This is a genomic window from Agrobacterium sp. a22-2, assembly GCF_012276985.1.
Lineage (GTDB): Bacteria > Pseudomonadota > Alphaproteobacteria > Rhizobiales > Rhizobiaceae > Allorhizobium.
Genome location: NZ_JAAXMM010000001.1, coordinates 623,604 through 646,057, shown reverse-complemented (window position 1 = coordinate 646,057; position 22,454 = coordinate 623,604). Strand labels below are relative to the sequence as shown.

Below are 22,454 nucleotides of genomic sequence, written 5' to 3'. Positions count from 1 at the left end.
GGGCTGGGAGGGGAATCTTTCTCTCCTTGTAGGGCATGCCGGAAGGCAGGGCGGGTGTTGTGTGACCATCGAAAGAAACGATACGCCTCATGACCACGCTCAACCGCGATGAGATTGCCTCTGGACTGTCAGCTGCCGGCCACATTGCCGACGGTGAACTGGCGACCGCGATTTCGCTGATGGCCTTCCTCAAGCGGCCCCTGTTGCTGGAGGGCGAGGCGGGGGTCGGCAAGACGGCGGTGGCCGGCGCCCTGGCACGGCTTTACGACACAAGGCTGATCCGGCTGCAATGTTACGAGGGACTTGACCAGTCGGCCGCCCTTTACGAATGGAACTACCAGAGGCAACTGCTCGCCATCCAGGCCCATCGGGGCAGGGATGCGTCTGAGGTCGAGGACGCGATATTTTCTGAGAAATACCTGCTGGAGCGGCCGCTGCTTGCCGCAATCCGCCAGGAGGTGTCGCCGGTTCTGCTGATCGACGAGGTCGACCGCGCCGACGAGGAATTCGAGGCTTTCCTGCTGGAGATCCTCTCCGAATTCCAGGTGTCCATCCCCGAGCTCGGCACGATCCCGGCGCTGAGCATTCCCCATGTGATCCTCACCTCGAACGGCACCCGAGAGCTTTCGGATGCCCTGCGCCGTCGCTGCCTCTATCACTATGTCGATTATCCCGACGTCGATCGCGAGGCGCGCATCATCATGGCGCGGATTGCCGGCATCGGGGCGTCCCTGTCGCTGCAGATCGCCCGACTTGTCGAGTCCATCCGCAAGGAGGACCTGCGCAAGGTGCCGGGCGTTGCAGAAACCCTGGATTGGGCCGCGGCCCTTGTCGGGTTGCAGGTGCGCGATCTGCACGACGATCCGCAAGCCGTCCATGAGACCTTGCTCTGCCTGCTGAAGACCCATGAGGACAAGGCGCGTGTCACGCCCGAAGTGACAGCCAGGCTGCTGGGGAGGGTGGCATGAGCTGCTGCGGCGCGCCCTTGAAGCCTGAGGAACTGGATGCCGTCACGCAACTGGTTTCGGCCAGGCTTGCCGCCTTCCTCGAGACGCTGCGCGACAATGCCTTTGCGGTCGGCCTGTCGGAAGGCCGGGATGCCGAGCTGTTGATGGTCGGCGGTTATGCCCGCAAGCCGGGCCTGCTGCGCCAGGCCTTCAAGCAGCTGTTTTCCACCAGCCGTGCGGAGTGGGAACGGTTCGACGGCCTGTTCGATGCGTTCTGGCTCGGCCGGCGGGTTCGCTCGCGCAGCATGGTGTCCGGCTCCACCAGGCCGTCCGGCAGTCCGTCGCTGAAAACCCTGCAGGACAGGATTGCGCGGGAACAGGGTGGCAGCGTTGCCGATCAGGTGCCGTCCTCCGATGAGGCGGGCATCGACCAGGGCGGCGAAGGCCGGATGGAGGGCGCCTCGACGATCGAATCTTTGTCGTCAACCGATTTTCGCAAGCTGAGCAATCCCGACGACGTCGAAAAAGCCCATGCCATCGCGGCCCGTCTGGCAAAGGCCATGCGGGCCCGACTGACCAGGCGCGATATCGCCCGCCGGCGCGGTTACCGGATCGACCTGCGCCGCACCATTCACCGCGCCATCGGCCAGGGCGGCGTGCCCATCGTTCTGGTCAGGCGGCAGCGTCGCGAAAAGCCGCTCCGCCTCGTTCTGCTGCTCGATGCCTCGGGCTCCATGAGCCTCTATACCGGCCTGTTTCTGCGCTTCATCCATGGTGTGCTGGACGAATTCCGCGAAGCCGAGGCCTTTCTGTTCCACACCCGCCTGGCTCATGTGTCGGCGGCCATGCGGGAGCGCGACAGTGCCCGCGCGCTCGACCGGCTGCAGATGATGGCGGAAGGGGCCGGCGGCGGTACCAGGATCGGCGAATGTTTGTTCACGTTCAACCGCGCCTACGCCGCCCGCGTCATTCATTCGCGCACCTGCGTGATGATCGTCTCGGACGGCTACGAGACCGGCGATGCCGCCTTGCTCGGGGCCGAAATGGCAGCGCTTGGCCGGCGCTGCCAGCGCATTGTCTGGCTCAATCCGATGATCGGCTGGGAAGGCTATACGCCCGATGCCCGCGGTATAAAGGCGGCGCTGCCCCATGTCGATCTCTATGCGCCGGCCCACACGCTCGACAGCCTGGCGGCCCTGGAACCTTATCTGGCACGCTTGTGAAGGAGGATGCGATGACCGTGCATGTCGATGTGATGGATCTGGCAGCCCGCTTGAAAACCGCTGAACAGGCATTTGTCCTCGCCACCGTCGTGCGCACCGTGTCGGTCACGGCCGCCAAGGCCGGCGCCAAGGCCGTTATCCGCCCGGACGGCACGATTGCCGCCGGCTGGATCGGCGGCGGCTGTGCCCGAGGCGCCGTGCTGCGTGCCGCCAACGCGGCGCTGGCCGATGGCCAGGCACGGCTCGTCTCGGTCCAGCCGGGCGATCTTCTCGCCGATCTCGGCGTGCGGCCCGGCGACAGCCGCGACGGCGTGCAATTCGCCCGCAACATGTGCCCCAGCAAGGGATCCATGGACATCTTCATCGAGCCGGTCCTGCCGCGCCCGGCCTTGATGGTTTTCGGCGCCAGTCCGGTGGCCCTGGCTCTTGTCTCGCAGGCCCGCGCGCTCGGTTATCATGTCACGCTCGCGGCCCCCGCGGCGGATCTTTCGGAGCCGGCGGAGGCGGATCGATGGATCGACGGCTATGCATTTGAAAAAGATGCAAAGCCGCCGCGATTTATAGTAGTCTCCACGCAGGGAAGAGGAGACGAGGCGGCCCTGAAGGCGGCAGTGGAGACAAAGGCCGATTATTGCGGCTTTGTCGGCAGCCGTCGGAAAATGGCCGCCTTGCGGGAAAAGCTGACGGCAGACGGCGTGGATGCCGGCCTGCTGGACAGGGTCAAGGGGCCGGCGGGCCTCGATCTCGGCGCCATCACGCCGGACGAGATCGCGTTGTCGGTCCTGGCAGAAATCACAAGGCTTCGCCGTCGCGGTCAGCGCGGCGATGGACCGGACGAGGAATAAGGGAAGAGGAACAGTCAATGGATATGAACGGCAGTGAACGGATCGAAGCGTCCATAGAGGATGTGTGGCGGGCCTTGAACGATCCCGAATGTCTGCGGCAGGCCATCCCCGGTTGCGAAAGCCTGGAAAAGACGGCCGACAATGCAATGACCGCCAAAGTCGTGCTGAAGGTCGGGCCGATCAAGGCGAAGTTCGAAGGTTCGGTCGAGCTGAAGGATCTCAATCCGCCGCGGTCCTACACCATTGTCGGGGAAGGCAAGGGTGGCCTTGCCGGCTTTGCCAAGGGCGGTGCCGAGGTGTCCCTGGTCGAGGATGGTCCTTCGGCCACGATTCTGTCCTACACGGTCAAGGCGGAAGTCGGCGGCAAGATCGCCCAGCTCGGCAGCCGGTTGATCGATTCCACCGCCAAGAAGCTGGCCGGTGAATTCTTTGCCAAGTTCGGTACCCTTGCAGCAGGCGAGCAGGTCGCGACGTAATTCGCAGCAGGGCTACTTTTCGCAATAGCCTTCGCCGCAATCGTCTCTAGAATGAACTTTCTCCCCCAGAATTGAGGGGCGTGGGTCATGTGGATACGGTGCGGCGGACCATTGGCGCTGTGTCTGCATGGCCCGTGTCGGGGATGTCGATTCTCAATCGACGTCCGACCGCTTGCCACCATTGACGAAATCGGCAGCGAGCATTGTCTGGGATATTTCCGAAATGTCTATGCCATAGCCCTCACTCAACCTTGAGTATGCTCTGTAGACAATGGTTGACCCAGCGCCGGTTGTTGTGTCTTCCTCGGCATGGTATATGAGGATTTCTCATATTGTAGAACGGCCCCGGCTGCGGACCATCTTGATGAATTTCAGACGCGAACCCGGCTTCGAACCAAGGCGCAAACCATCGCAGGCACGGGCTCAAGCAACCGTGGCCGCAATCCTAGAAGCATCCGTTCGCATCCTGCGGACAGAGGGGCGCGCGGCCTTCAACACCAATAGGGTCGCCGAAGTCGCAGGCGTCAGCATCGGCACACTCTATGGATATTTTCCGGACAAGGATTCGATCAGCATCGCGCTGGCGAGGCAGATTCTTCATGAGGATCGCAGGTCGCTGACGGAGGCCGTCGACGGCGCAAGGAGCGAAGATGCGCTTCGGGTTCTGATCCGCACGCTGTTCGCGCGTCACCGCGCCGACCGAGACGTGCGGCGCGCGGTCATGAGTTTCTATATCTCGTCCGGTTTCGGCGCCGAGCACGACCGGTTGCTCGATGATGTCGTCGGGTCACTTGCCCGAAAATCGGGCCATCTGCTTGGACCCGACGTGCCGGCGATTGATCCGATCCGTTTGTTCGTCGTGTCGCGGGCGGTCTTCGGCGTTGCCCGTGCGTTGACCGAACAGGGAGAGGCCAGCGACCTGCCGCTTGAATCGCTGGAAAACGAAACGGTGGGGTTCGTCCGTGCCTATCTCCTCGGCTTCTCTCAGTCCGCCAATGCGAGCAGTTCCCCCGCTGAACCCTCCTGACGCACGCGATATTTTATTGGTTTCAACATCTTAAATCGGTTGCGACCGCATCGGACAAGCCGAGTAGGAGAAACTGAGTTTTCCTCGCATCATGTCGCAGGCGCTTCGGTGAGGTGTAGCCGCGACAAGAGGAGAGTTCAGCATGAACGACGATGGTAATCGGGTCACCCTGTCTGAACGGCAAATACCACGCCGCAGCCTCCTGAAAACAATGCTGGCTGCACCGCTCGTTCTGGCGGCGCCGACATTTGCCGCACTCGACATTGCTCGGGCCGCTGGTTCAATCTCTCCGAAAGGCGTTTTTACACCGGCGCCTGCCGCCGACAACCTCGCGATCGGAGCGCCGGCAGACCTGGGCATCGACTCCAAGGCTCTGCAAGCTATGCTGGAGGGCGTTCAGAGAAGTACGGCGAACATTCACAGCGTGCTCGTTCTGCGGCACGGAAAGTTGACGGCCGAACTGTACCGCCCAGGGTTCGACCGCTCGATCTACAGTCTGTGGGCCTCGCGGCGGCAGTTCGCACAAGCGGACCTTCATGACATGCGCTCGGTCAGCAAAAGCATCGTCGGGCTTCTGTACGGCATCCTCCTCGATCGCGGCGAGGTGCCGGGTATCGATACTTCGGTTTCATCGCTCTACCCGGAATGCACCGCCTTGAATGACACCGCGCGCCGCGCGATCTGTGTTCGCCATCTCCTGACAATGACGGCGGGATTGGAATGGACCGAACCCTCTCCTGTTCGCCGCGCCTCATCGACCGACGAGATCGGCCTCGCCCTCAGTCCATGTGCCTACAGCTACGTGTTTCAGCGCGACGTGGTCGCCCCGCCCGGAAAGCTGTTCACTTACAGCGGCGGCCTCACAGCAGTCCTCGCCGAGATCATGGAACGATCGACGAAACGTTCCCTCCGCCAGATCGCGGAACAAAACCTGTTTGTTCCGCTGGGCATCACCGATTGGGAATGGGTCGGAGACGTTTATGGCACGCCCATGGCTGCGATAGGCCTGCGGCTGAGGCCCCGTGAGCTTATGAAGCTTGGAGCGATGATGCTCGCGGGCGGTGAATGGCAGGGGCGGTCGGTCGTGCCTGTTGACTGGATTGCCCGATCGATCACGCCAAGCATCATGACTGCGCCCATCGGCGGCTATGGCTTCCAGTGGTGGTCGATGACGACGCGCTGGAAAGACAGAGACTTGTCCGTAACGGCAGCCATCGGAAACGGGGGACAGCGGCTTTTCCTGGTGCCGGACCTGGACCTCGCCGTCGTCACCACCGCTGGCGACTATGGTGATCCGGCCATAGCTGCACCCATGAATGCCATTCTTCATTCAGTCGTAACGACAATGTCCGCGTGACTCATCATCGTCCGACCGAGAGTCAAGCGATCGAGATATCGGGCTACAGCGCGGAATCGATGGTTCGTTGTGCCGCCCGGTATCAAGGTGAAATCCTGGAATGGAGGGCATCGAGTCGGACAATTGCCTGACTGGCGGACAGGGTGGGATTCGAACCCACGGTACGCTTTCACGCACACACGCGTTCCAGGCGTGCGCCTTAAACCACTCGGCCACCTGTCCGTAAAGCCGGTTGCTTCGCGTGTGAAACAAACCGTTGGAACGGCCGCGATATATACCGATGAATTCCGTGGGATCAACCGGAATCTGACAGTTTTCTGACGGTCTTGGATAAAACTTGCCGTGGTTCCATGTTGCGCAATTGCTCTGGCTGTCCATATTGGTTGCACGAACGGTTCATGCAGGCAGTAAACGGAGTGACGGGTGATCAGATTTCTCTTCCGGCTTCTCAGTCTGGTCGCCCTGGCAATCGCAGTGCTGGCTGCGGCGATCGACTCGATCGAATCCGTTGCCTCTTCCGAGGTCGTCATGACCTCCTTTGGAGCTGCTTGGGCGGATCTCAGTTCCTCAACGCTGGCCCTGGTTCAGACGGGCGTCGAACACTATATAGGGGCTTGGATCTGGCAGAACGGCGTCGCATGGGTGCTGGGTCAGCCGGCTTTTGCCGTGTTCCTGCTTTTGTCACTCTTTCTTTGGATGTGCGGTTACCGAAAGCCGTCCCTGGCGGGACGCTTTGCCGCCTGAGGAGCGATGGGCCGGTTCTGGAAATCCGCTGTGCGACAAATACGCAAGGAGGCGCAGATGTATGTGATCGATATGTTCAACAAAAAGACGACGATGCCGACCGTGGCAACGGCTCTTCCCGGTCGGGTAGAGCCGATCGCCACCGCTGTGACGCATTTCGTGTCCGGCCGGCCGTTGAAAGGCCCTTACCCCGAGGGCATGGCCACCGTTTATCTCGGCATGGGCTGCTTCTGGGGCGCCGAACGCCTGCTGTGGCAGATCCCGGGCGTCTGGGTAACGGCGGCCGGTTATGCCGGTGGCTACACGCCCAACCCGACCTATCAGGAAACGGTCACCGGCCTGACCGGTCATACCGAGGTCGTCAAAGTCGTTTTCGATCCGGCCACGGTAACCCTCGAAGCGTTGCTCAAGGTATTTTTCGAAGCCCACGATCCGACCCAGGGCATGCGCCAGGGCAATGATATCGGCACGACTTATCGGTCAGCCATTTATGTGGAGAACGCGGCGGATCTTGAAACGGCAAACCGTGTTCGCGACGCTTTCCAGGCGGCGCTGACTTCGGCCGGGCGCACATCCAAGGTAACCACCGAGATCATTCCGGCCCCGGAATTCTTCTATGCCGAGGACTATCATCAGCAATACCTCGCAAAAAATCCCAATGGCTATTGCGGGTTGCGCGGCATTGGCGTGTCCTGCCCGATCGGCTAGGTTTTGATCAGAAACCCGCTTGAAATGAGCCAATTTTGAGCGGGCTTGATGAAAAATCAGTCGTTTCTACAAATCTTTACCGGATGAAAAAAATCTGGTGAATTTTTTCTGGAGCCATGCAAGGATGACCCAAGTCCGACTGCCGAGGGGCTGTCGGGCGGGGTCGCAGACATGTCTGTTCAAGACGTGCGGGAGGACCTAAAAAAAGATCAATAGCAACAACAGGGCTGCACAATGAAAAAAACCGTCTTGAGTCTCTTTGCTTTGGCCGCGATGTCGGCAACGGCGCTCGCCGCAGACGTTAAGCCGGCGCTTGTCTACGGCACCGGCGGTAAATTCGACAAGTCGTTCAACGAAGCAGCCTATGCCGGCGCCGAGAAGTTCAAGGCCGAAACCGGTATCGACTACCGCGATTTCGAGCCGACCGGCGATACGCAGGGCGAGCAGGCAATCCGCAACTTCGCCTCCAAGGGCTTCAACCCGGTCGTCGCCGTGTCCTTCGCCTGGACCTCGGCTATCGAGAAGGTCGCCGCCGAATTCCCCGACACCAAGTTCGTCCTGGTCGATTCCGTTGTTGAACTGCCGAACGTGCGCTCGGTCGTCTACAAGGAAGAAGAAGGCTCCTTCCTCGTCGGCGTCCTCGCCGGCATGGCCTCGAAGTCCGGCAAGGTCGGCTTCGTCGGCGGCATGGACATTCCGCTGATCCGCAAGTTTGCCTGTGGTTACGAGCAGGGCGCGCGCGCTGCCAATGCCAAGATCGAAGTGTTCCAGAACATGACCGGCACGACCGGCGCTGCCTGGAACGACCCGGTCCGCGGCGGCGAACTCACCAAGAACCAGATCGACCAGGGTGCGGATGTCGTTTACGCGGCGGCCGGCGCCACCGGCCTCGGCGTTCTCCAGACCGCTGCCGACAACGGCAAGTTCTCGATCGGCGTCGATAGCAACCAGAACTACGTTCATCCGGGTTCGGTTCTGACCTCGATGGTCAAGCGCGTCGACTTGGCCGTCTACAATGCCTATACCGACACCAAGGCTGACAAGTTCACTGGCGGCGTTCAGTCGCTTGGCGTCAAGGAAGATGGCGTCGGCTATGCGCTGGACGAATACAATACCAAGCTCGTGACGGAAGAGATGAAGGCTGCTGTCGAAAAGGCCAAGGCCGATATTATCGCGGGAACCATCAAGGTCCACGATTATATGTCGGACAATTCCTGCCCGAAGTGATTTAATCCGAGGGCGCAAGGCGGGCAATTCCGTTTTGCGCCCTTTTCATGTCCGCCATTCGGAGCTTATCGACGTGAGCCAAGCGCCTGCCATCGAACTCATCGGCATCGAAAAGAGGTTCGGTGCAGTCCATGCCAACAAGAACATCAACCTGACCGTCGCCAAGGGCTCCATCCATGGCATCATCGGGGAAAACGGTGCCGGCAAGTCGACCCTGATGTCGATCCTCTACGGCTTCTATCACGCCGATGGTGGAACCATTAAGATCGATGGCAAGCCGATCCTCATTCGCGACAGCCAGGCGGCGATCGCTGCTGGCATCGGCATGGTCCACCAGCATTTCATGCTGGTCGAAAATTTCACTGTGGTTGAAAACCTGATGCTGGGTGCCGAAGGCGGGGCCTTCCTGGGCAAAGGCACGGCAGCGGCACGCGCCTCCTTGAAGCGCCTGGCCGACGATTACGGCCTCGAGGTCGATCCCGATGCGGTGGTCGAAGAGCTTGCCGTCGGCCTGCAGCAGCGCGTCGAAATTCTCAAAGCCATGTATCGCGGCGCCGAGATCCTGATCCTCGACGAGCCGACCGGCGTGCTGACGCCATCGGAGGCCGATCACCTCTTCAAGATCCTCGGCGTGCTGCGCGACCAAGGCAAGACGATCGTGCTGATCACCCATAAGCTGCGCGAAATCATGGCAATCACCGACACGGTGTCTGTCATGCGCCGCGGCGAAATGGTCGCCACCCGCAAGACCTCGGAAACCACGGTGGAGGAACTGGCGGAACTGATGGTCGGCCGCCGTGTCTTGCTGCATGTCGACAAGGGCGATGCCAAGCCGGGCGAGGTCTTCCTGTCGGTGCGTAATCTGACGGTCAAGGACGGTCGCGGCGTCACCATGGTCGACAACGTGTCCTTCGATGTGCGGCATGGCGAGATCGTCGGCATTGCGGGCGTCGCCGGCAACGGCCAGAGCGAGTTGCTGGAAGCGATTACCGGCATCCGCAAACCGACCTCCGGCGAAATTTTCATCGGCGGCCAGAACGTTGCCGGCCTCGACCCGGCTGCGCTGCGGTCGATCGGCCTTGCCCATATTCCCGAAGACCGCCACCATATGGGTCTGGTGCTGAGTTTCGAGGAAAGCGAGAACGCCATTCTCGGTTACCACCGCGATGAAAGATACGGCAAGGGCCTGATGCTGGACCCGGACGCCATTCGCAAGGCGGCCATCGAAGAGATCGAGAAATACGATATCCGCCCGCCCAATCCCCGTTTGAAGACCGCGAACTTTTCCGGCGGCAACCAGCAGAAGATCGTTGTCGCCCGCGAGATCGAGCGCGATCCGAAGCTGTTGATCGTCGGCCAGCCGACCCGCGGCGTCGATATCGGCGCGATCGAATTCATTCACAAGCGGATCATCGAGACGCGTGACGCAGGCAAGGCCATCCTGTTGGTGTCGGTTGAACTGGACGAGATTCGCTCGCTCTCGGACCGTATCCTGGTGATGTTCGCCGGAAAGATCGTCGGAGAGAAAATGCCGGATGCCGGCGAACAGACGCTTGGCCTGATGATGGCCGGCATTGCCGCGTGAGGACTTGATGAGCACCGCTTCCGTACCGCTTCCAAACTGGATCAATTACGCACTCCTGCCGGTCATCAACCTCATCCTGGCCTTCCTCATTTCCGGCCTGGTGGTCTGGATCATCGGCGAAAGCCCCTATGAGGCGCTCAAGCTGATGCTGCAGGGCGCGCTTGGCCGCGGCGAGGGCATTGGTTTCACCCTTTATTACGCCACCAACTTCATCTTCACCGGCCTGTCGGTGGCGGTGGCCATCCATGCCGGCCTGTTCAATATCGGTTCGGAAGGCCAGGCCTATATCGGCGGCTTGGGCGCGGCGCTGGTGGCGCTGGCCTTCGACCATTACGTGCCCTGGTATGTGACCATGCCCTTCGCGGTGATCGGTGCGGCGGTGTTTGGCGCTGCCTGGGCACTGATCCCCGCCTGGCTGCAGGCCAAGCGCGGCAGCCATATCGTCATCACCACCATCATGTTCAATTTCATCGGCGCCGCGCTGATGGTCTATCTTCTCGTCAACGTGCTGATCGTGCCTGGCAAGATGGCGCCTGAAACCCGCACCTTCCTGCCCGGCGGGCAATTGCCGAAGCTCGACTGGCTGATGGCGATGTTCGGCATGAAGCTCGGGCCGGCGCCGTTCAACGCCTCCTTCCTGATCGCGCTGGTCATGTGCGTCGTCATCTGGTTCCTGATCTGGCGCACCAAGTTCGGCTATGAAATGCGCACCATGGGCATCAGCCGGTCTGCCGCCGCCTATGCCGGCATTCCCTATGTCCGCACCGTCATCGTTACCATGCTGATCTCCGGCGGCCTTGCCGGCATGATGGCCCTCAACTCCGTGATGGGGGCCTCGGCCCGCCTGCAAGTGGAATTCGTCGGCGGTGCCGGCTTCGTCGGCATTGCCGTGTCGCTGATGGGCCGCAACCATCCGGTTGGCATCATCCTCGCTGCGATCCTGTTCGGCATTCTCTACCAGGGCGGCGCCGAACTCTCATTCGACATGCCCAACATCACCCGCGACATGATCGTCGTCATCCAGGGTCTGGTCATCCTGTTTGCCGGCGCGCTCGAATACATGTTCCGCCCGGCCATCGTCCGGGTCTACCAGCAATTCGTCGGAAAGGCGTGAGGGCAGGACCATGGACAATTTCGATATCTTCATCAGCATCCTCGGCTCCACCATCCGCCTGTCGATCCCGCTGATCTTCACCGCTCTCGCCGGTCTGTTCTCCGAGCGCGCCGGCATTTTCGACATCGGCCTTGAAGGCAAGATGCTGGCCGCCGCTTTCGCTTCGGCGGTTGCCGCCTATATGACCGGCTCCGCCTTCATCGGCCTTGCGACAGGCATCGGCGTATCGATCGCCCTGTCGCTGGTGCACGGTTTTGCCTCAATCACCAATCGCGGCAATCAGATCGTCTCGGGCGTCGCCATCAATTTCGTCGCCGCCGGTCTCACCATCGTTCTGGGGCAGGCCTGGTTCCGCCAGGGCGGCCGGACACCGCAATTGCCGCCCGAAGGTCGTTTTTCGCCGATCACCCTGCCAGGTGTCGACTTCATGCGCGACGTGCCGGTCATCGGCCCGCTTTATGCCAACGTCATCTCCGGCAACAACCTGCTCACCTATCTCGCCTTCCTCGCCGTGCCTCTGTCTTGGTGGGTGCTTTACCGCACGCGATTCGGCCTTCGCCTGCGCGCCGTTGGCGAGAACCCGGGCGCTGTCGACACAGCCGGCATTTCGGTCGTCTGGCTGCGCTACCGCGCCGTCATCGTCGCCGGCTTCCTTTGCGGCTTTTCCGGCACCTATCTGGCGATCGCCCAGTCGGCCGCCTTCATCAACAACATGTCGGCCGGCAAAGGCTATATCGCGCTCGCCGCGCTGATCTTTGCCAAATGGAAGCCGGTACCGGTGATGCTCGCCTGCCTGCTGTTCGGCTTTCTCGATGCGCTGGCCAACTTCATGCAGGGCAAATCCGTGCCGCTGATCGGTGAAGTGCCGGTGCAGATCTTCCAGGCGCTGCCCTATGTGCTGACCTGCATTCTGCTCGCCGGTTTCATCGGCGCCGCCAACCCGCCGAAGGCCGGCGGTGTCCCCTATGTCAAGGAGCGCTGAACCGATGTCTCACGATCTGTTCGAGGCCGCACGGGACGCCATGGCCTTTGCCCATGCGCCCTATTCGAAATTCCCGGTGGGTGCTGCCATCCGTGCCGATGATGGCCGGATCTATACTGGCGCCAACATCGAGAACCTGTCCTTCCCCCAGGGCTGGTGTGCCGAACCGACCGCGATCGGTTGCATGGTCATGGGCGGCGCCAGGAAGATCGTCGAGATGGCGGTGATCGCCGAGAAACTGGCGCTGTGCCCGCCCTGCGGCGGTTGCCGGCAGAAGATCGCCGAATTCGCCTCCGCCGATACCCGCATCTATCTCTGCGACGAGGCCGGCGTCAAAAAGACCCTGACCATGGACGAGCTTCTGCCCCTGAGCTTCAAGACGGACCTGCTCGGATGAGGGATGCGATCGACCTCCTGGTGGACAGGCTGAATGGCCTGATACCCCGCCATGCCGTGGTGCTCGGCTCCGGTCTCGGATCGCTCGTTGAAGAGGTCGCAGATCCTGTTCGTATTCCCTACGAGCAATTGCCCGGATTCCCGGTGAGCGGCGTCTCCGGCCATGCCGGCGAGCTGGTGGCGGGAACGATCGGTGGCGTTCCGGTGATCATGCTGGCCGGCCGCATCCATTATTATGAGAAGGGCGACGCCAATGCCATGCGCCTGCCGATCGAGGTGCTGAAGGGCCTTGGCGTGCAATCGCTGATCCTCACCAATTCGGCCGGCTCGCTGCGCGAGGATCTGCCGCCGGGCTCGGTCATGCAGATCGCCGATCACATCAATTTCTCCGGCCTCAATCCGCTGATCGGCGAGGGCAGCGACGATCGCTTCGTCGGCATGACCAGCGCCTACGACACGGACCTCTCCGAAGCCATGCGCAAGGCCGCAGCGATCGCCGGAATTCCGCTGGCCACAGGCGTCTATATGTGGTTCTCCGGACCAAGCTTCGAAACGCCGGCGGAAATCCGCATGGCACGCATTCTGGGTGCCGATGCGGTCGGCATGTCGACGGTGCCGGAAGTGATCCTCGCACGTTTTTTCGGCCTCCGGGTTGCCGCAGCCTCGGTTATCACCAATTATGGGGCTGGAATGACGGGCGCCGAACTCAGCCACGCCGAAACCAAGGACATGGCCCCGATTGGCGGAAAGCGACTTGCCGCGATCCTGAAAACGATGATCTCGGGCGGAGGACCACAGCTTGGATAGTCACGAATTGCGCGAGACCGCGTCTGTCGCACTGTCGCTTCTGGATCTCACCAATCTGAAGGACGACTGCACGCCGGCCGCCATAGAGGAACTCTGTGCCCGAGCCAGAACGCCGTTCGGCCACACGGCCGCCATCTGCATCTGGCCGCGCTTCGTGGCCCAGGCCCGCGGCATTCTTGGCAGCGATTCCCTGGTCCGCATTGCGACGGTCGTCAATTTTCCTTCAGGTGAACTCGATATTGCAACGGTCGTCGCGGAGACGGAACGCGCCGTGGCCGATGGTGCCGACGAGATCGACCTGGTCATCCCCTATCGCGCCCTGATGGCCGGCGACGAGGCGGCGGTCACATCAATGGTAACGGCGGTGCGCCAAGTCTGCCCGCCGCCGACGCTGCTGAAGACCATTCTGGAAACCGGCGAGTTGAAGGATAGCGCACTGATGCGCCAGGCCTCGGAACTCGCCATTGCCGCCGGCGCCGATTTCATCAAGACGTCGACCGGCAAGGTTGCCGTCAATGCGACGCTCGAGGCGACGGACATCATGCTGCGGGCGATCCGCGACAGCCGCCGCAAGGTCGGCTTCAAGCCGGCGGGCGGCATCTCAAGCGTTGCCGATGCCGCCCTCTATCTGCGGCTGGCCGATACCATCATGGGCGAGGACTGGGTCATGCCCTCCACCTTCCGCTTCGGGGCCTCCGGGCTTCTGGACGATATTCTCTCGATCCTCGGCGGCGGCCCGTCCATTGCCCAGGCCACAGGATATTGATGATGATTCCCCAGGAAATAATCAGGCGCAAACGCGACGGCGCCGTGTTGAGCGCCGCCGAAATTGCCGCCTTTATTGGCGCAATGAAGAGCGAGACCCTGTCCGAGGGGCAGATCGCCGCCTTCGCCATGGCGGTGTTCTTCCGCGGTATGAGCCGCGAGGAAACCGTGGCGCTGACGGTGGCCATGCGCGATTCCGGGGCCGTGCTGTCTTGGTCCGATATCGCCCGGCCGATCGCCGACAAACATTCGACCGGCGGTGTCGGCGACAACGTATCGCTGATGCTGGCGCCGATCGCCGCGGCCTGCGGGCTGGCTGTGCCGATGATATCAGGCCGTGGCCTCGGCCATACCGGCGGCACGCTCGACAAGCTGCAGTCGATCCCCGGCTATGACGTCATGCCGGACAATGCCACCTTCCATCGCACCGTCGAACAGGTCGGCTGTGCCATCATCGGCCAGACGGAGGACCTCGCGCCGGCCGACAGGCAGCTCTATGCCATCCGCGACGTGACCGCGACGGTGGAATCCGTGCCGCTGATCACCGCCTCCATCCTGTCGAAAAAGCTGGCCGCCGGCCTTCAGACGCTGGTGCTCGACGTCAAGGTCGGCAACGGCGCCTTCATGACCAGCCTGGAGGAAGCCGAAACGCTGGCCCGATCGCTCGTCGACGTGGCCAATGGCGCCGGCATGAAGACTTCGGCCGTCCTGACGGACATGAACCAGCCGCTGGCCGATGCCGCAGGCAATGCGCTGGAAGTGATAAACTGCGTGGATTTTCTGGCAGGCCGTAAGGCCGGAACGCGGCTTGAAGTCGTAACCCTGGCGCTGGGTGCCGAGATGCTGGTCAATGCCGGCGTGGTGGCTGACCGGGATGTGGCGGAAGCCCGCTGCCGTGAGGCCCTGTCGTCCGGTCGCGCCGCCGAGATTTTCAGCCGCATGGTTCATAGTCTCGGAGGCCCTGTCGATTTCATCGAGGATCCCTCGCATTACCTCGCCAGCCCGCCGGTGGAAATCCCGGTACTGGCGGCGCGCGACGGCTGGCTGTCGGCCTGCAGCACCCGGGCGATCGGCATGGCGGTCGTTGATCTGGGTGGCGGGCGTCGTCGTCCGTCGGATGGGATAGACCATCGCGTCGGCTTCAGCCGGCTGCTGCCGTTGGGAACAGAGGTCTCCAAGGGAGACCTGATCGGCATGGTGCATGCCGTCGATCCGGACGGCGGCGAGCGCGCCGCACAGGCCCTGAAGGCAAGCTATCAGATCAGCCAGCAACAGCCGCCTGTGTCGGACGTCATTCTCAAGCGCATATGACAGATGTCAGCGGCTAAGCCTTAGCACGTCGTTCTCAACGGCGTAGCTGCCGATCTGCTTGAGGAAACTCATGCCGATCAGCGTAGTCGACAGCGCCTTGTCGCGCAGCACCATGGCATCGACCTCCTCGACCCTGATGCCACCGATCTCGACGCGCCGGAGCGTCACATGGGCGGCTTCCGTCTTGCCATTGGCCGTGTTGACGGCATATTTGAAGTCCAGTGCGGTGGCGCCGTAGCCGAGGCGCCGCGCGGTCGTCTCGTTGAGCGCCACCAGCGAGGCGCCGGTGTCGATCATGCCCTCGACGGCTTTGCCGTTGATCCGGAAATCGCCGCGATAATGCCCCTGACGATCGGCGTCGAGCACGACGGTTCCGCCGGAAGACGTGCTGACCAGGGCCGTCTCGTCGGCCGATCCGCCGGCCGCACCGCCTGTGCCATCGGACACGTCCCGGCGGTTTTCCATCCTCTCGAAGACGGAGGGAACCTGCAGGGCGACGACGCTGACGACGGCCAGCACGACAAGACTGCGCATCAGCATGGTTTCGACACTCCCTTGGCAAAGGTTCGGCACGGTCCGATTCTGTCGGCGACAGTTTCAAAATACCGCTAACGGAGCAAACAAAACGGCCCGCAATGTCGGGATCGCGGGCCGGTTCGTGAAGGTGTGGTTAAGGAACCCGGAGCGTTTTGTGCCCAATTGAATGCTTTGCCGCTCGTCCGGCTCTATGCAGCAGATCCGGGCGCAAGCTGCCGCAAAGTTACTTCGTGCCGTACATGCGATCGCCGGCGTCGCCGAGACCGGGTACGATATAGCCCTTTTCGTTGAGATGGCTGTCGATCGAGGCGGTATAAACCGGCACGTCGGGATGCGCGTCGCGGAAATTCTTCAGGCCCTCCGGCGCCGCCAGCAGGCAGAGGAAGCGGATATTATGGGCGCCGCGTTCCTTCAGCTTGTCGATGGCGGCGATCGAGGAATTGCCGGTCGCCAGCATGGGGTCGACCACGATGATCAGGCGCTCGGCGACATCTTCCGGAGCCTTGAAGTAATACTCCACCGGCTGCAGCGTCTCATGGTCGCGGTAAACGCCGATATGCGAGACGCGGGCCGAGGGAACCAGCTCCAGCATACCTTCCAGAAGGCCGTTGCCGGCCCTGAGGATGGAGGCGAACACCAGCTTCTTGCCTTCGAGAACCGGCGCCTGCATTTCCATCAGCGGCGTCTCGATGGTCTCCATGGTCAGTTCGAGATCGCGGGTGATCTCATAGCAGAGTAAAGTCGAGATCTCGCGCAGCAGGCGACGAAAGCTCGCCGTCGAGGTTTCCTTGCGACGCATGATGGTCAGCTTGTGCTGAACGAGGGGGTGGTCGATGACTGTAACGCCGTCCATGAGAAAGCCTTCCGTTAAATCTATCCGTTGACCTTGTTTATTCACCGGAGTGCATAGGCTCGCAAGAAGCGAACCGCTGAATTATCGGGCCATCCCCAGCCACGGGTCCTTCAGAGCCTGGAAAGCAGGGAGTGCCGCGTCGAATCGTCCACGAAGGCCGCCTCTATGGACGTCCGCGTCATGGCGTTGATCTCTGCGTCGGAAAAACCCATCTCCTGCGACGCGATCCTGTATTCGTTGGCAAGCGACGTGTGGAAGAAAGGCGGATCATCAGAACTGAGTGTGACGCGAACGCCGGCATCGACGAAGGCGCGAAGCGGATGGTGCTTGTAATCCGCAAAGACCTTGAGGGCGATGTTGGAACCAGGGCAGACTTCCAGCACGGTGCCGAGATCGGCCAGCCGCTTGACCAGGTCCGGATCCTCGATCGCCCGCACACCGTGGCCGATGCGGGACGGTTTGACCAGGTCCAGCGCGTCGGCGACGCTGAAGGCGCCGCAGAGTTCGCCGGCATGAATGGTGATCCCAAGGCCTGCCTCCCGCACGATGTCGAAGGCGCGGGCATAGTCGGCGACGCGGCCCATGCGCTCCTCGCCGGCCATATTGAAGCCGGTGACCAGCGGATGACCGAGTTTCGCGGTGTATTCCGCCCGGCGGATGACGTTGTCAGGTCCCAGATGCCGTTCGCCGATGATCACCATGCGGCATTCGATGCCGGTCTTTTCGCGCGCTGACAGGATGCCGCTGGCCAACCCGGCGATATAGTGTTCAGCCGGCAATCCGACGGCCTCGCCGTGATCGGGCGAAATGAACAGCTCGCTATAGATCGTATTCGCCGCCGACAGCTCCAGAAGATAGGCTTCGGCAAGGGCGGCGTAATCCTCGGCCGTGCGAAAGACCGATGCCACGGCATCATAGCAGGCTATGAAGCTGGTGAAATCCTCCCAGACATAGACACCGTCGCGGATGAAATGGGACGTGTCGACGCCGTATATCTCCGCCTGCCGCAAGGTCAGCGCCGGCGGCGCCGCACCCTCGACATGGCAATGTAGTTCGGCTTTCTTCAGAAGGGCGGTCAAAGGAAGCTCCTGCCATAGGGGCCGGGTGTTATGCCGAGATGCGCGGCGACTGTGGCGCCGATATCGGCATAGGTGTCGCGCACCCCGATCGATCGTGAGCGGATGCCCGGACCGAAGGCGATGATCGGCACGCGTTCGCGCGTGTGATCGGTGCCGCGCCAGGTCGGATCGCAGCCATGATCGGCCGTGAGGATGACCATGTCGCCCGGCTTCAGTTTGCGGTGGACCTCGGGAAGCCGCAGGTCGAAAGCCTCAAGAGCTGCGGCATAACCGGCCACGTCGCGGCGGTGGCCGAACAGCATGTCGAAATCGACGAAATTGGTGAAGACCAGGTCGCCGTCTTCCGCCTCCTCCATCACCTTCAGCGTGGCATCCATCAGCGCCATATTGCCATTCGCCTTGATCACCCGCGTCACGCCCTGATGGGCGAAGATATCGCCGATCTTGCCGACCGCATGCACCTTACGTCCTGCATCGGTCAGCCGGTCGAGCAGCGTCGGTTCGGGCGGCAGCACGGAAAAGTCGCGGCGGTTGCCAGTGCGCTCGAAGGTGGCCGGCGTCTCGCCGATGAAGGGCCGGGCGATGACCCGGCCGATATTCAGCGGATCGACGAGCTTGCGGACGATCTGACAGAGCGCAATCAGCCGGTCGAGTCCGAAATGCGTCTCATGGGCGGCAATCTGGAAGACCGAATCCGACGATGTGTAACAGATCGGCTTGCCGGTGCGGATATGCTCCTCGCCAAGCCGGGCGATGATGTCGGTTCCCGAGGCATGGCAATTGCCCAGAATGCCGGGCAGGGAGGCCTGTTCGCAGATGGCCTCGACCAGGTCGGCCGGAAAGGCCTCATCCTCGTTGGAGAAATACCCCCAGTCGAACATCACGGGCGTACCGGCGATTTCCCAGTGGCCCGATGGCGTGTCCTTGCCGTGGGATATCTCGCTGGCCGCGCCGTGCAGGCCAAAAATCCGTTCCGGCACCGGCATGCCGGCCGGCAAGTCGCCGCTGGCCATCTTGGCAATATGGACAAGGCCAAGCGCCGACATGTTGGGCAGATGCAAGGGGCCGGTTCTCAAGCCAGTTCGGTCGGCGGCGCCCGCCGCGCAGAACTCTGCGATATGGCCGAAGGTGTTCGACCCATCGTCGCCGTATCGGGGCGCGTCCGGGGCGCCGCCGACGCCGAAGGAATCCAGTACGAAGAGAAATGCACGTGCCATTGTTCACCTGGAAGGCGAGGCCGGCGGTTGATCCGCGGGCCCGTTTCATCATCCGCCTTCAGGCGCATGAATATCCCGTCAGGTCGGGGTTGGCAAATTGCCCGCTGGCGGGATCAACTGCCTTGGCAGATTTCAGCAGTCGCCGCAGTCGATGGTCTCGCCGGTGCGCTGCTGGAAATAGTATTCGCGGTCGATGGTGACGGAGCGCGTTTCCTTGGCAGCGGCTCCGGGCAGGTACATCACCAGCGTATGTGGGACGCTAAGCTCCGTATGGACCATGAACACATCGGCAGACAGCATGTCGGAAGGGACGGCAACCGCACTGCCGGCAACATAGGGTGTCGTGCCGTTGGCGGCCCAGGACCAGGCGACCGTGGCGTTTGCCGAGCTGTCGACGGCGATTCCGGTAATCTTCAGGTCGATCGTCTGGCCTTCGGCAGCCGTGTCGAAGGGGGTGAAGATCGCGTTTGCGACGTCGGGCATCGTGGCGAGAAAGGCTTTGGTCACAGAACTCTGCTGCGCCACCAGATCGGCGATCGTCCCGGCGGTTCGTGTGGCGCGCTTGGCCACGCTGAAGCCGAGCGTCAGCTCGAACGCGCAGATGTAGACCACGAGCAGAAGCGGTGCGATCAGAGCGAATTCCACCCCACCGATCCCGTCGCGGTTCTCCTTGAGCCGCTTGAGGATATCGTAACCGGCACCGGCCAGCGCAGCGAGACGACCGCGGGGTGTGCGCGAAGTACCCGTTTGCTTCTCGGCGGATATCGTCACGGATAATCCTCATTCTGAAACGCCGAGGTCGCCACGATCAGGTAACCGGTATTCTCCTCTTCGCCGGGCATGCGGATATTGGTGATATAGGGGCGAACCAAGTCGGTGATCACGGTCCAGTGGTAATAGGCGCGAAGCATGTTGATGGTTTTGGGGCCACCCGGCGAATAGTCGAAGGTCGAAACGTCAAGCACGTCGGATACAACGGGGATGTCGTCCGGCATCTGCGCAAAAGTCGTGAAGTCGCGGACATCCAGATACAGCTTGGAGGGTGTTGCGATCTCCTCGTCGCTACACGAGATCATGATGGAGATTTCGTCGCAAAAAGCGGCCCGAAATTCCGTTTCCGACAGGTAGGTCGCCGTCCGCCCGGGGTCGCCGCTGATATTGCCGGTGCGTAGCTGCCGCGCCATGGTATCCGCCGCGGTCGCCACCAGCTGCTCGGCCGCAAAGGCCGCAAAGGTCTCAAGAATGGCGAAGACGATGAGGAAATAGGGAAAGGACAGGATCGCGAATTCGATCGCGGCCGCGCCGTCCCTGGATCTCAGCAGCGCTGTCCAGGAGCCGCTTCCGGATCCTGGTTTGCTCGCGTCGCCTTTCGTATCGTCATGATATGAAGTCATCGCATAAGGCCGGTTTCATCGAATTCGGCCGATGCTAGGTGCCAAGTCTTTATTTTCCGTTTCAATGGAAAGGCACAATTTACCGGAATGAAACTGTCAAATTCCATGCCGTTCAGAGGAAAACGCTCTTTGGTACGGCGCTGACGCTTAGTCCGACGAGGATGCGGCGTTAGCGGTATCGGAATGCTGTTCGCAGTTCGGCGTGCAGGACAGCACGGTACGCTGCGTCTGCTTGAATACGCGTACGGAATTTCCTTCATCGATGGAAACAAGAATGCGCTCGTCGACGATCGCATTGCCTTCGCTGTCCAGCAGAACCAGATTCGTTGTGCCGAAGCTGCGGCCGGTGAGCACGATCGTCTTGGAATCGGCGACCGTTGCATCGGCGACTTTCGAATTCCCGACAATCACTTTGCTGACGGGCCGGTCTAGCTTGAGGACTCGCGCGTGATCCATATAGACGCGCAACAGATCGTCCTCGGCCCGCACGGGGCCGCAGACGCCGACCGCGGCAAGCATGATGCCGAGGGATAATTGTGCGAAGCCGCCGCGAGACAACATCAGGTCAGCCTTTTGAAGCGTATTTCCGAGCGTATGATCCTTCGAGGATGATGGGGATTGGTGAATGAACCGTTAAGGAAGCGCAAAATCGCACAGCGGCGGCCGTTATGCGGGCACTCAGGGCGCTGGTCGGACCGCCAGGGCTCGTCGAACGTTGTTCGATCGGATCAGGTAAGATGTTGATATCGCAGTATATTTATAGGCGGTATATTGCCGGCGTCACGGATATGTCGATTCTTAACGATCGGATTGACAGGCCGTTTACCAATACCTGCACCAGCGCCTCCTTAACCTCTTGGTAACTCTTTTTCTTAAGCCGATGGCAATGGCCGCTCTGTAATTTGCAGTCATCCGATCAACGGAAACAGTTGACGGCGGTGCTGAACAACATTGTGGAGTAGGAGAGTAACATGACCAAGATTTTCGCACGTTTCTTCAAGGACGAGTCCGGTGCAACTGCAATCGAATACGGCCTCATCGCCGCCCTGATTTCCGTCGCCCTGATCACCGGCGCTTCGACGCTCGGCAACGCCCTGGACGACCAGTTCGCCGACCTAGCCACCAAGCTGGACAACAACTAATACAGTCCCTGCCGATTTGTTCGGCATCGGCAATCCAAGGCCGCTCTCGGCAAGAGGGCGGTCTTTTATCGTTGAGCAACGCGGAAACAGCTGCAGGCGCCTTGGGTCTAGACCGACAAAACACTGATAGTCACACCTCCGCGATTTGCATTTCCTTAAGCGAAGCCCGCTACGATCAGCGGGTCTTGGTCGGGAGCATGCCCATGGTAGAAGCCATCGTTTTCGTGATTTTCCCGCTCTGCCTGACATTGGCGGCCTTCACGGACTTTCTGGAGATGACGATTCCCAATCGCATCCCCGTAGTGCTTCTCGGCGCTTTCGCCATTGCCGCACCCCTGGCAGGCCTCGGTGTTACCGATATTGGATTTCACCTTCTCGCCGGTCTGGTCGTTTTCGCGGTGTGTTTCGCGCTCTTCGCATTCAATGTCATGGGCGGCGGCGATGCCAAGCTGCTGACAGCTGCAGCCGTGTGGTTCGGCCTCAACCTGTCCCTGGTGTCTTTCCTGGTCAACGTCGCTTATATAGGCGGAGCGCTGACCCTGCTGATCTTGCTGCTGCGCGCACGCTCCAATACGATGATGGCCATCGGCCTGCCGCTGCCGGGTTCGATCCTCCATGCAAAGAAGATTCCTTACGGCATCGCCATCGGCATTGCCGGCCTGTTGACCTATCCGCAGTCACCCCTGGTCCTCTGGGCCATGCAGCCCTGAGCAAAGTC

Annotated in this window: 25 protein-coding genes and 1 tRNA gene; 18 read left to right on the top strand and 8 right to left on the bottom strand. The window is 61.4% G+C overall.

All coding sequences use genetic code 11. From position 1 onward, the window contains the following. Window positions 1-89: 89 nt before the first annotated feature. From HFC70_RS03190 to HFC70_RS03165, 6 genes are all read left to right on the top strand, one after another. Window positions 90-968, top strand: coding sequence for a MoxR family ATPase (locus tag HFC70_RS03190; RefSeq protein ID WP_168471726.1), 879 nt, complete (start codon window positions 90-92; stop codon window positions 966-968). Next, complete coding sequence (locus HFC70_RS03185) at window positions 965-2,170, top strand: VWA domain-containing protein (protein WP_168471725.1); 1,206 nt, start codon at window positions 965-967, stop codon at window positions 2,168-2,170. Before HFC70_RS03190 ends, HFC70_RS03185 begins: the two co-directional genes overlap by 4 nt. Window positions 2,171-2,181: 11 nt before the next feature. Further along, window positions 2,182-3,015: an XdhC family protein gene (locus tag HFC70_RS03180; RefSeq protein WP_168471724.1), complete on the top strand. Its 834-nt coding sequence runs from the start codon at window positions 2,182-2,184 to the stop codon at window positions 3,013-3,015. Between the two features lie 17 nt (window positions 3,016-3,032). After that, window positions 3,033-3,491, top strand: coding sequence for a carbon monoxide dehydrogenase subunit G (locus HFC70_RS03175; protein WP_168471723.1), 459 nt, complete (start codon window positions 3,033-3,035; stop codon window positions 3,489-3,491). 271 nt (window positions 3,492-3,762) lie between these two features. Then, on the top strand, window positions 3,763-4,518 hold the full coding sequence (locus tag HFC70_RS03170; RefSeq protein WP_168471722.1) for a TetR/AcrR family transcriptional regulator: 756 nt from the start codon (window positions 3,763-3,765) through the stop codon (window positions 4,516-4,518). Window positions 4,519-4,660: 142 nt separating this feature from the next. Continuing rightward, a complete protein-coding gene (locus tag HFC70_RS03165) occupies window positions 4,661-5,875 on the top strand; it encodes a serine hydrolase (protein ID WP_168471721.1) in 1,215 nt (404 codons plus the stop codon). A 132-nt stretch (window positions 5,876-6,007) separates the two neighbouring features. On the opposite strand, the gene HFC70_RS03160 is transcribed toward HFC70_RS03165, so the two are convergent. Then, window positions 6,008-6,097: transfer RNA gene (locus tag HFC70_RS03160), tRNA-Ser, on the bottom strand. 204 nt (window positions 6,098-6,301) lie between these two features. On the opposite strand from HFC70_RS03160, the gene HFC70_RS03155 reads away from it, so the two are divergent. From HFC70_RS03155 to deoA, 10 genes are all read left to right on the top strand, one after another. Continuing rightward, entirely contained in the window at window positions 6,302-6,619 is a 318-nt protein-coding gene (locus HFC70_RS03155; RefSeq protein WP_168471769.1) for a hypothetical protein, read from the top strand. Window positions 6,620-6,676: 57 nt separating this feature from the next. Next, on the top strand, window positions 6,677-7,327 hold the full coding sequence (gene msrA / locus HFC70_RS03150) for a peptide-methionine (S)-S-oxide reductase MsrA (RefSeq protein ID WP_168471720.1): 651 nt from the start codon (window positions 6,677-6,679) through the stop codon (window positions 7,325-7,327). Between the two features lie 234 nt (window positions 7,328-7,561). Next, window positions 7,562-8,554, top strand: a complete 993-nt coding sequence (locus tag HFC70_RS03145; RefSeq protein ID WP_168471719.1) for a BMP family protein — start codon at window positions 7,562-7,564, stop codon at window positions 8,552-8,554. Between the two features lie 73 nt (window positions 8,555-8,627). Continuing rightward, window positions 8,628-10,139, top strand: coding sequence for an ABC transporter ATP-binding protein (locus tag HFC70_RS03140; protein ID WP_168471718.1), 1,512 nt, complete (start codon window positions 8,628-8,630; stop codon window positions 10,137-10,139). A 7-nt stretch (window positions 10,140-10,146) separates the two neighbouring features. After that, the gene (locus HFC70_RS03135) at window positions 10,147-11,253 is read left to right on the top strand and encodes an ABC transporter permease (RefSeq protein ID WP_168471717.1); all 1,107 of its coding nucleotides are present in this window, start codon (window positions 10,147-10,149) and stop codon (window positions 11,251-11,253) included. A 10-nt stretch (window positions 11,254-11,263) separates the two neighbouring features. Further along, a complete protein-coding gene (locus tag HFC70_RS03130) occupies window positions 11,264-12,235 on the top strand; it encodes an ABC transporter permease (protein ID WP_168471716.1) in 972 nt (323 codons plus the stop codon). A 4-nt stretch (window positions 12,236-12,239) separates the two neighbouring features. Continuing rightward, window positions 12,240-12,632: a cytidine deaminase gene (locus HFC70_RS03125; protein WP_168471715.1), complete on the top strand. Its 393-nt coding sequence runs from the start codon at window positions 12,240-12,242 to the stop codon at window positions 12,630-12,632. Further along, entirely contained in the window at window positions 12,629-13,438 is an 810-nt protein-coding gene (locus tag HFC70_RS03120; RefSeq protein WP_168471714.1) for a purine-nucleoside phosphorylase, read from the top strand. The genes HFC70_RS03125 and HFC70_RS03120 overlap by 4 nt, the downstream gene beginning before the upstream one ends. Continuing rightward, on the top strand, window positions 13,431-14,204 hold the full coding sequence (gene deoC, locus HFC70_RS03115) for a deoxyribose-phosphate aldolase (protein WP_168471713.1): 774 nt from the start codon (window positions 13,431-13,433) through the stop codon (window positions 14,202-14,204). Before HFC70_RS03120 ends, deoC begins: the two co-directional genes overlap by 8 nt. Before the next feature lie 2 nt (window positions 14,205-14,206). Then, the gene (deoA, locus tag HFC70_RS03110) at window positions 14,207-15,514 is read left to right on the top strand and encodes a thymidine phosphorylase (RefSeq protein ID WP_168471712.1); all 1,308 of its coding nucleotides are present in this window, start codon (window positions 14,207-14,209) and stop codon (window positions 15,512-15,514) included. A gap of 6 nt (window positions 15,515-15,520) precedes the next feature. On the opposite strand, the gene HFC70_RS03105 is transcribed toward deoA, so the two are convergent. The 7 genes from HFC70_RS03105 to HFC70_RS03075 all read right to left on the bottom strand — a co-directional run bounded on the left by HFC70_RS03105 (window position 15,521) and on the right by HFC70_RS03075 (window position 21,113). Further along, window positions 15,521-16,054 carry a TIGR02281 family clan AA aspartic protease gene (locus tag HFC70_RS03105; RefSeq protein ID WP_168471711.1) on the bottom strand — a complete coding sequence of 178 codons (534 nt, stop codon included), beginning with the start codon at window positions 16,052-16,054 and terminating at the stop codon, window positions 15,521-15,523. Between the two features lie 220 nt (window positions 16,055-16,274). Further along, window positions 16,275-16,904 (bottom strand): uracil phosphoribosyltransferase, encoded by a 630-nt coding sequence (gene upp / locus HFC70_RS03100; RefSeq protein ID WP_168471710.1) that lies wholly within the window; start codon window positions 16,902-16,904, stop codon window positions 16,275-16,277. A gap of 110 nt (window positions 16,905-17,014) precedes the next feature. Next, window positions 17,015-17,983 carry an adenosine deaminase gene (locus HFC70_RS03095; protein WP_168471709.1) on the bottom strand — a complete coding sequence of 323 codons (969 nt, stop codon included), beginning with the start codon at window positions 17,981-17,983 and terminating at the stop codon, window positions 17,015-17,017. Then, a complete protein-coding gene (locus HFC70_RS03090) occupies window positions 17,980-19,200 on the bottom strand; it encodes a phosphopentomutase (protein WP_168471708.1) in 1,221 nt (406 codons plus the stop codon). The genes HFC70_RS03095 and HFC70_RS03090 overlap by 4 nt, the downstream gene beginning before the upstream one ends. 132 nt (window positions 19,201-19,332) lie before the next feature. Next, a complete protein-coding gene (locus HFC70_RS03085; protein ID WP_168471768.1) occupies window positions 19,333-19,908 on the bottom strand; it encodes a TadE/TadG family type IV pilus assembly protein in 576 nt (191 codons plus the stop codon). 59 nt (window positions 19,909-19,967) lie between these two features. Continuing rightward, complete coding sequence (locus HFC70_RS03080) at window positions 19,968-20,594, bottom strand: TadE/TadG family type IV pilus assembly protein (RefSeq protein ID WP_168471707.1); 627 nt, start codon at window positions 20,592-20,594, stop codon at window positions 19,968-19,970. 147 nt (window positions 20,595-20,741) lie between these two features. After that, window positions 20,742-21,113, bottom strand: a complete 372-nt coding sequence (locus HFC70_RS03075; RefSeq protein ID WP_168471767.1) for a pilus assembly protein N-terminal domain-containing protein — start codon at window positions 21,111-21,113, stop codon at window positions 20,742-20,744. A gap of 452 nt (window positions 21,114-21,565) precedes the next feature. Between HFC70_RS03075 and HFC70_RS03070 the strand changes: the two genes are divergently transcribed. Beyond that, window positions 21,566-21,736: a Flp family type IVb pilin gene (locus HFC70_RS03070; protein WP_168471706.1), complete on the top strand. Its 171-nt coding sequence runs from the start codon at window positions 21,566-21,568 to the stop codon at window positions 21,734-21,736. A 203-nt stretch (window positions 21,737-21,939) separates the two neighbouring features. Beyond that, window positions 21,940-22,446, top strand: coding sequence for a prepilin peptidase (locus tag HFC70_RS03065; RefSeq protein WP_168471705.1), 507 nt, complete (start codon window positions 21,940-21,942; stop codon window positions 22,444-22,446). Window positions 22,447-22,454: the final 8 nt, after the last annotated feature.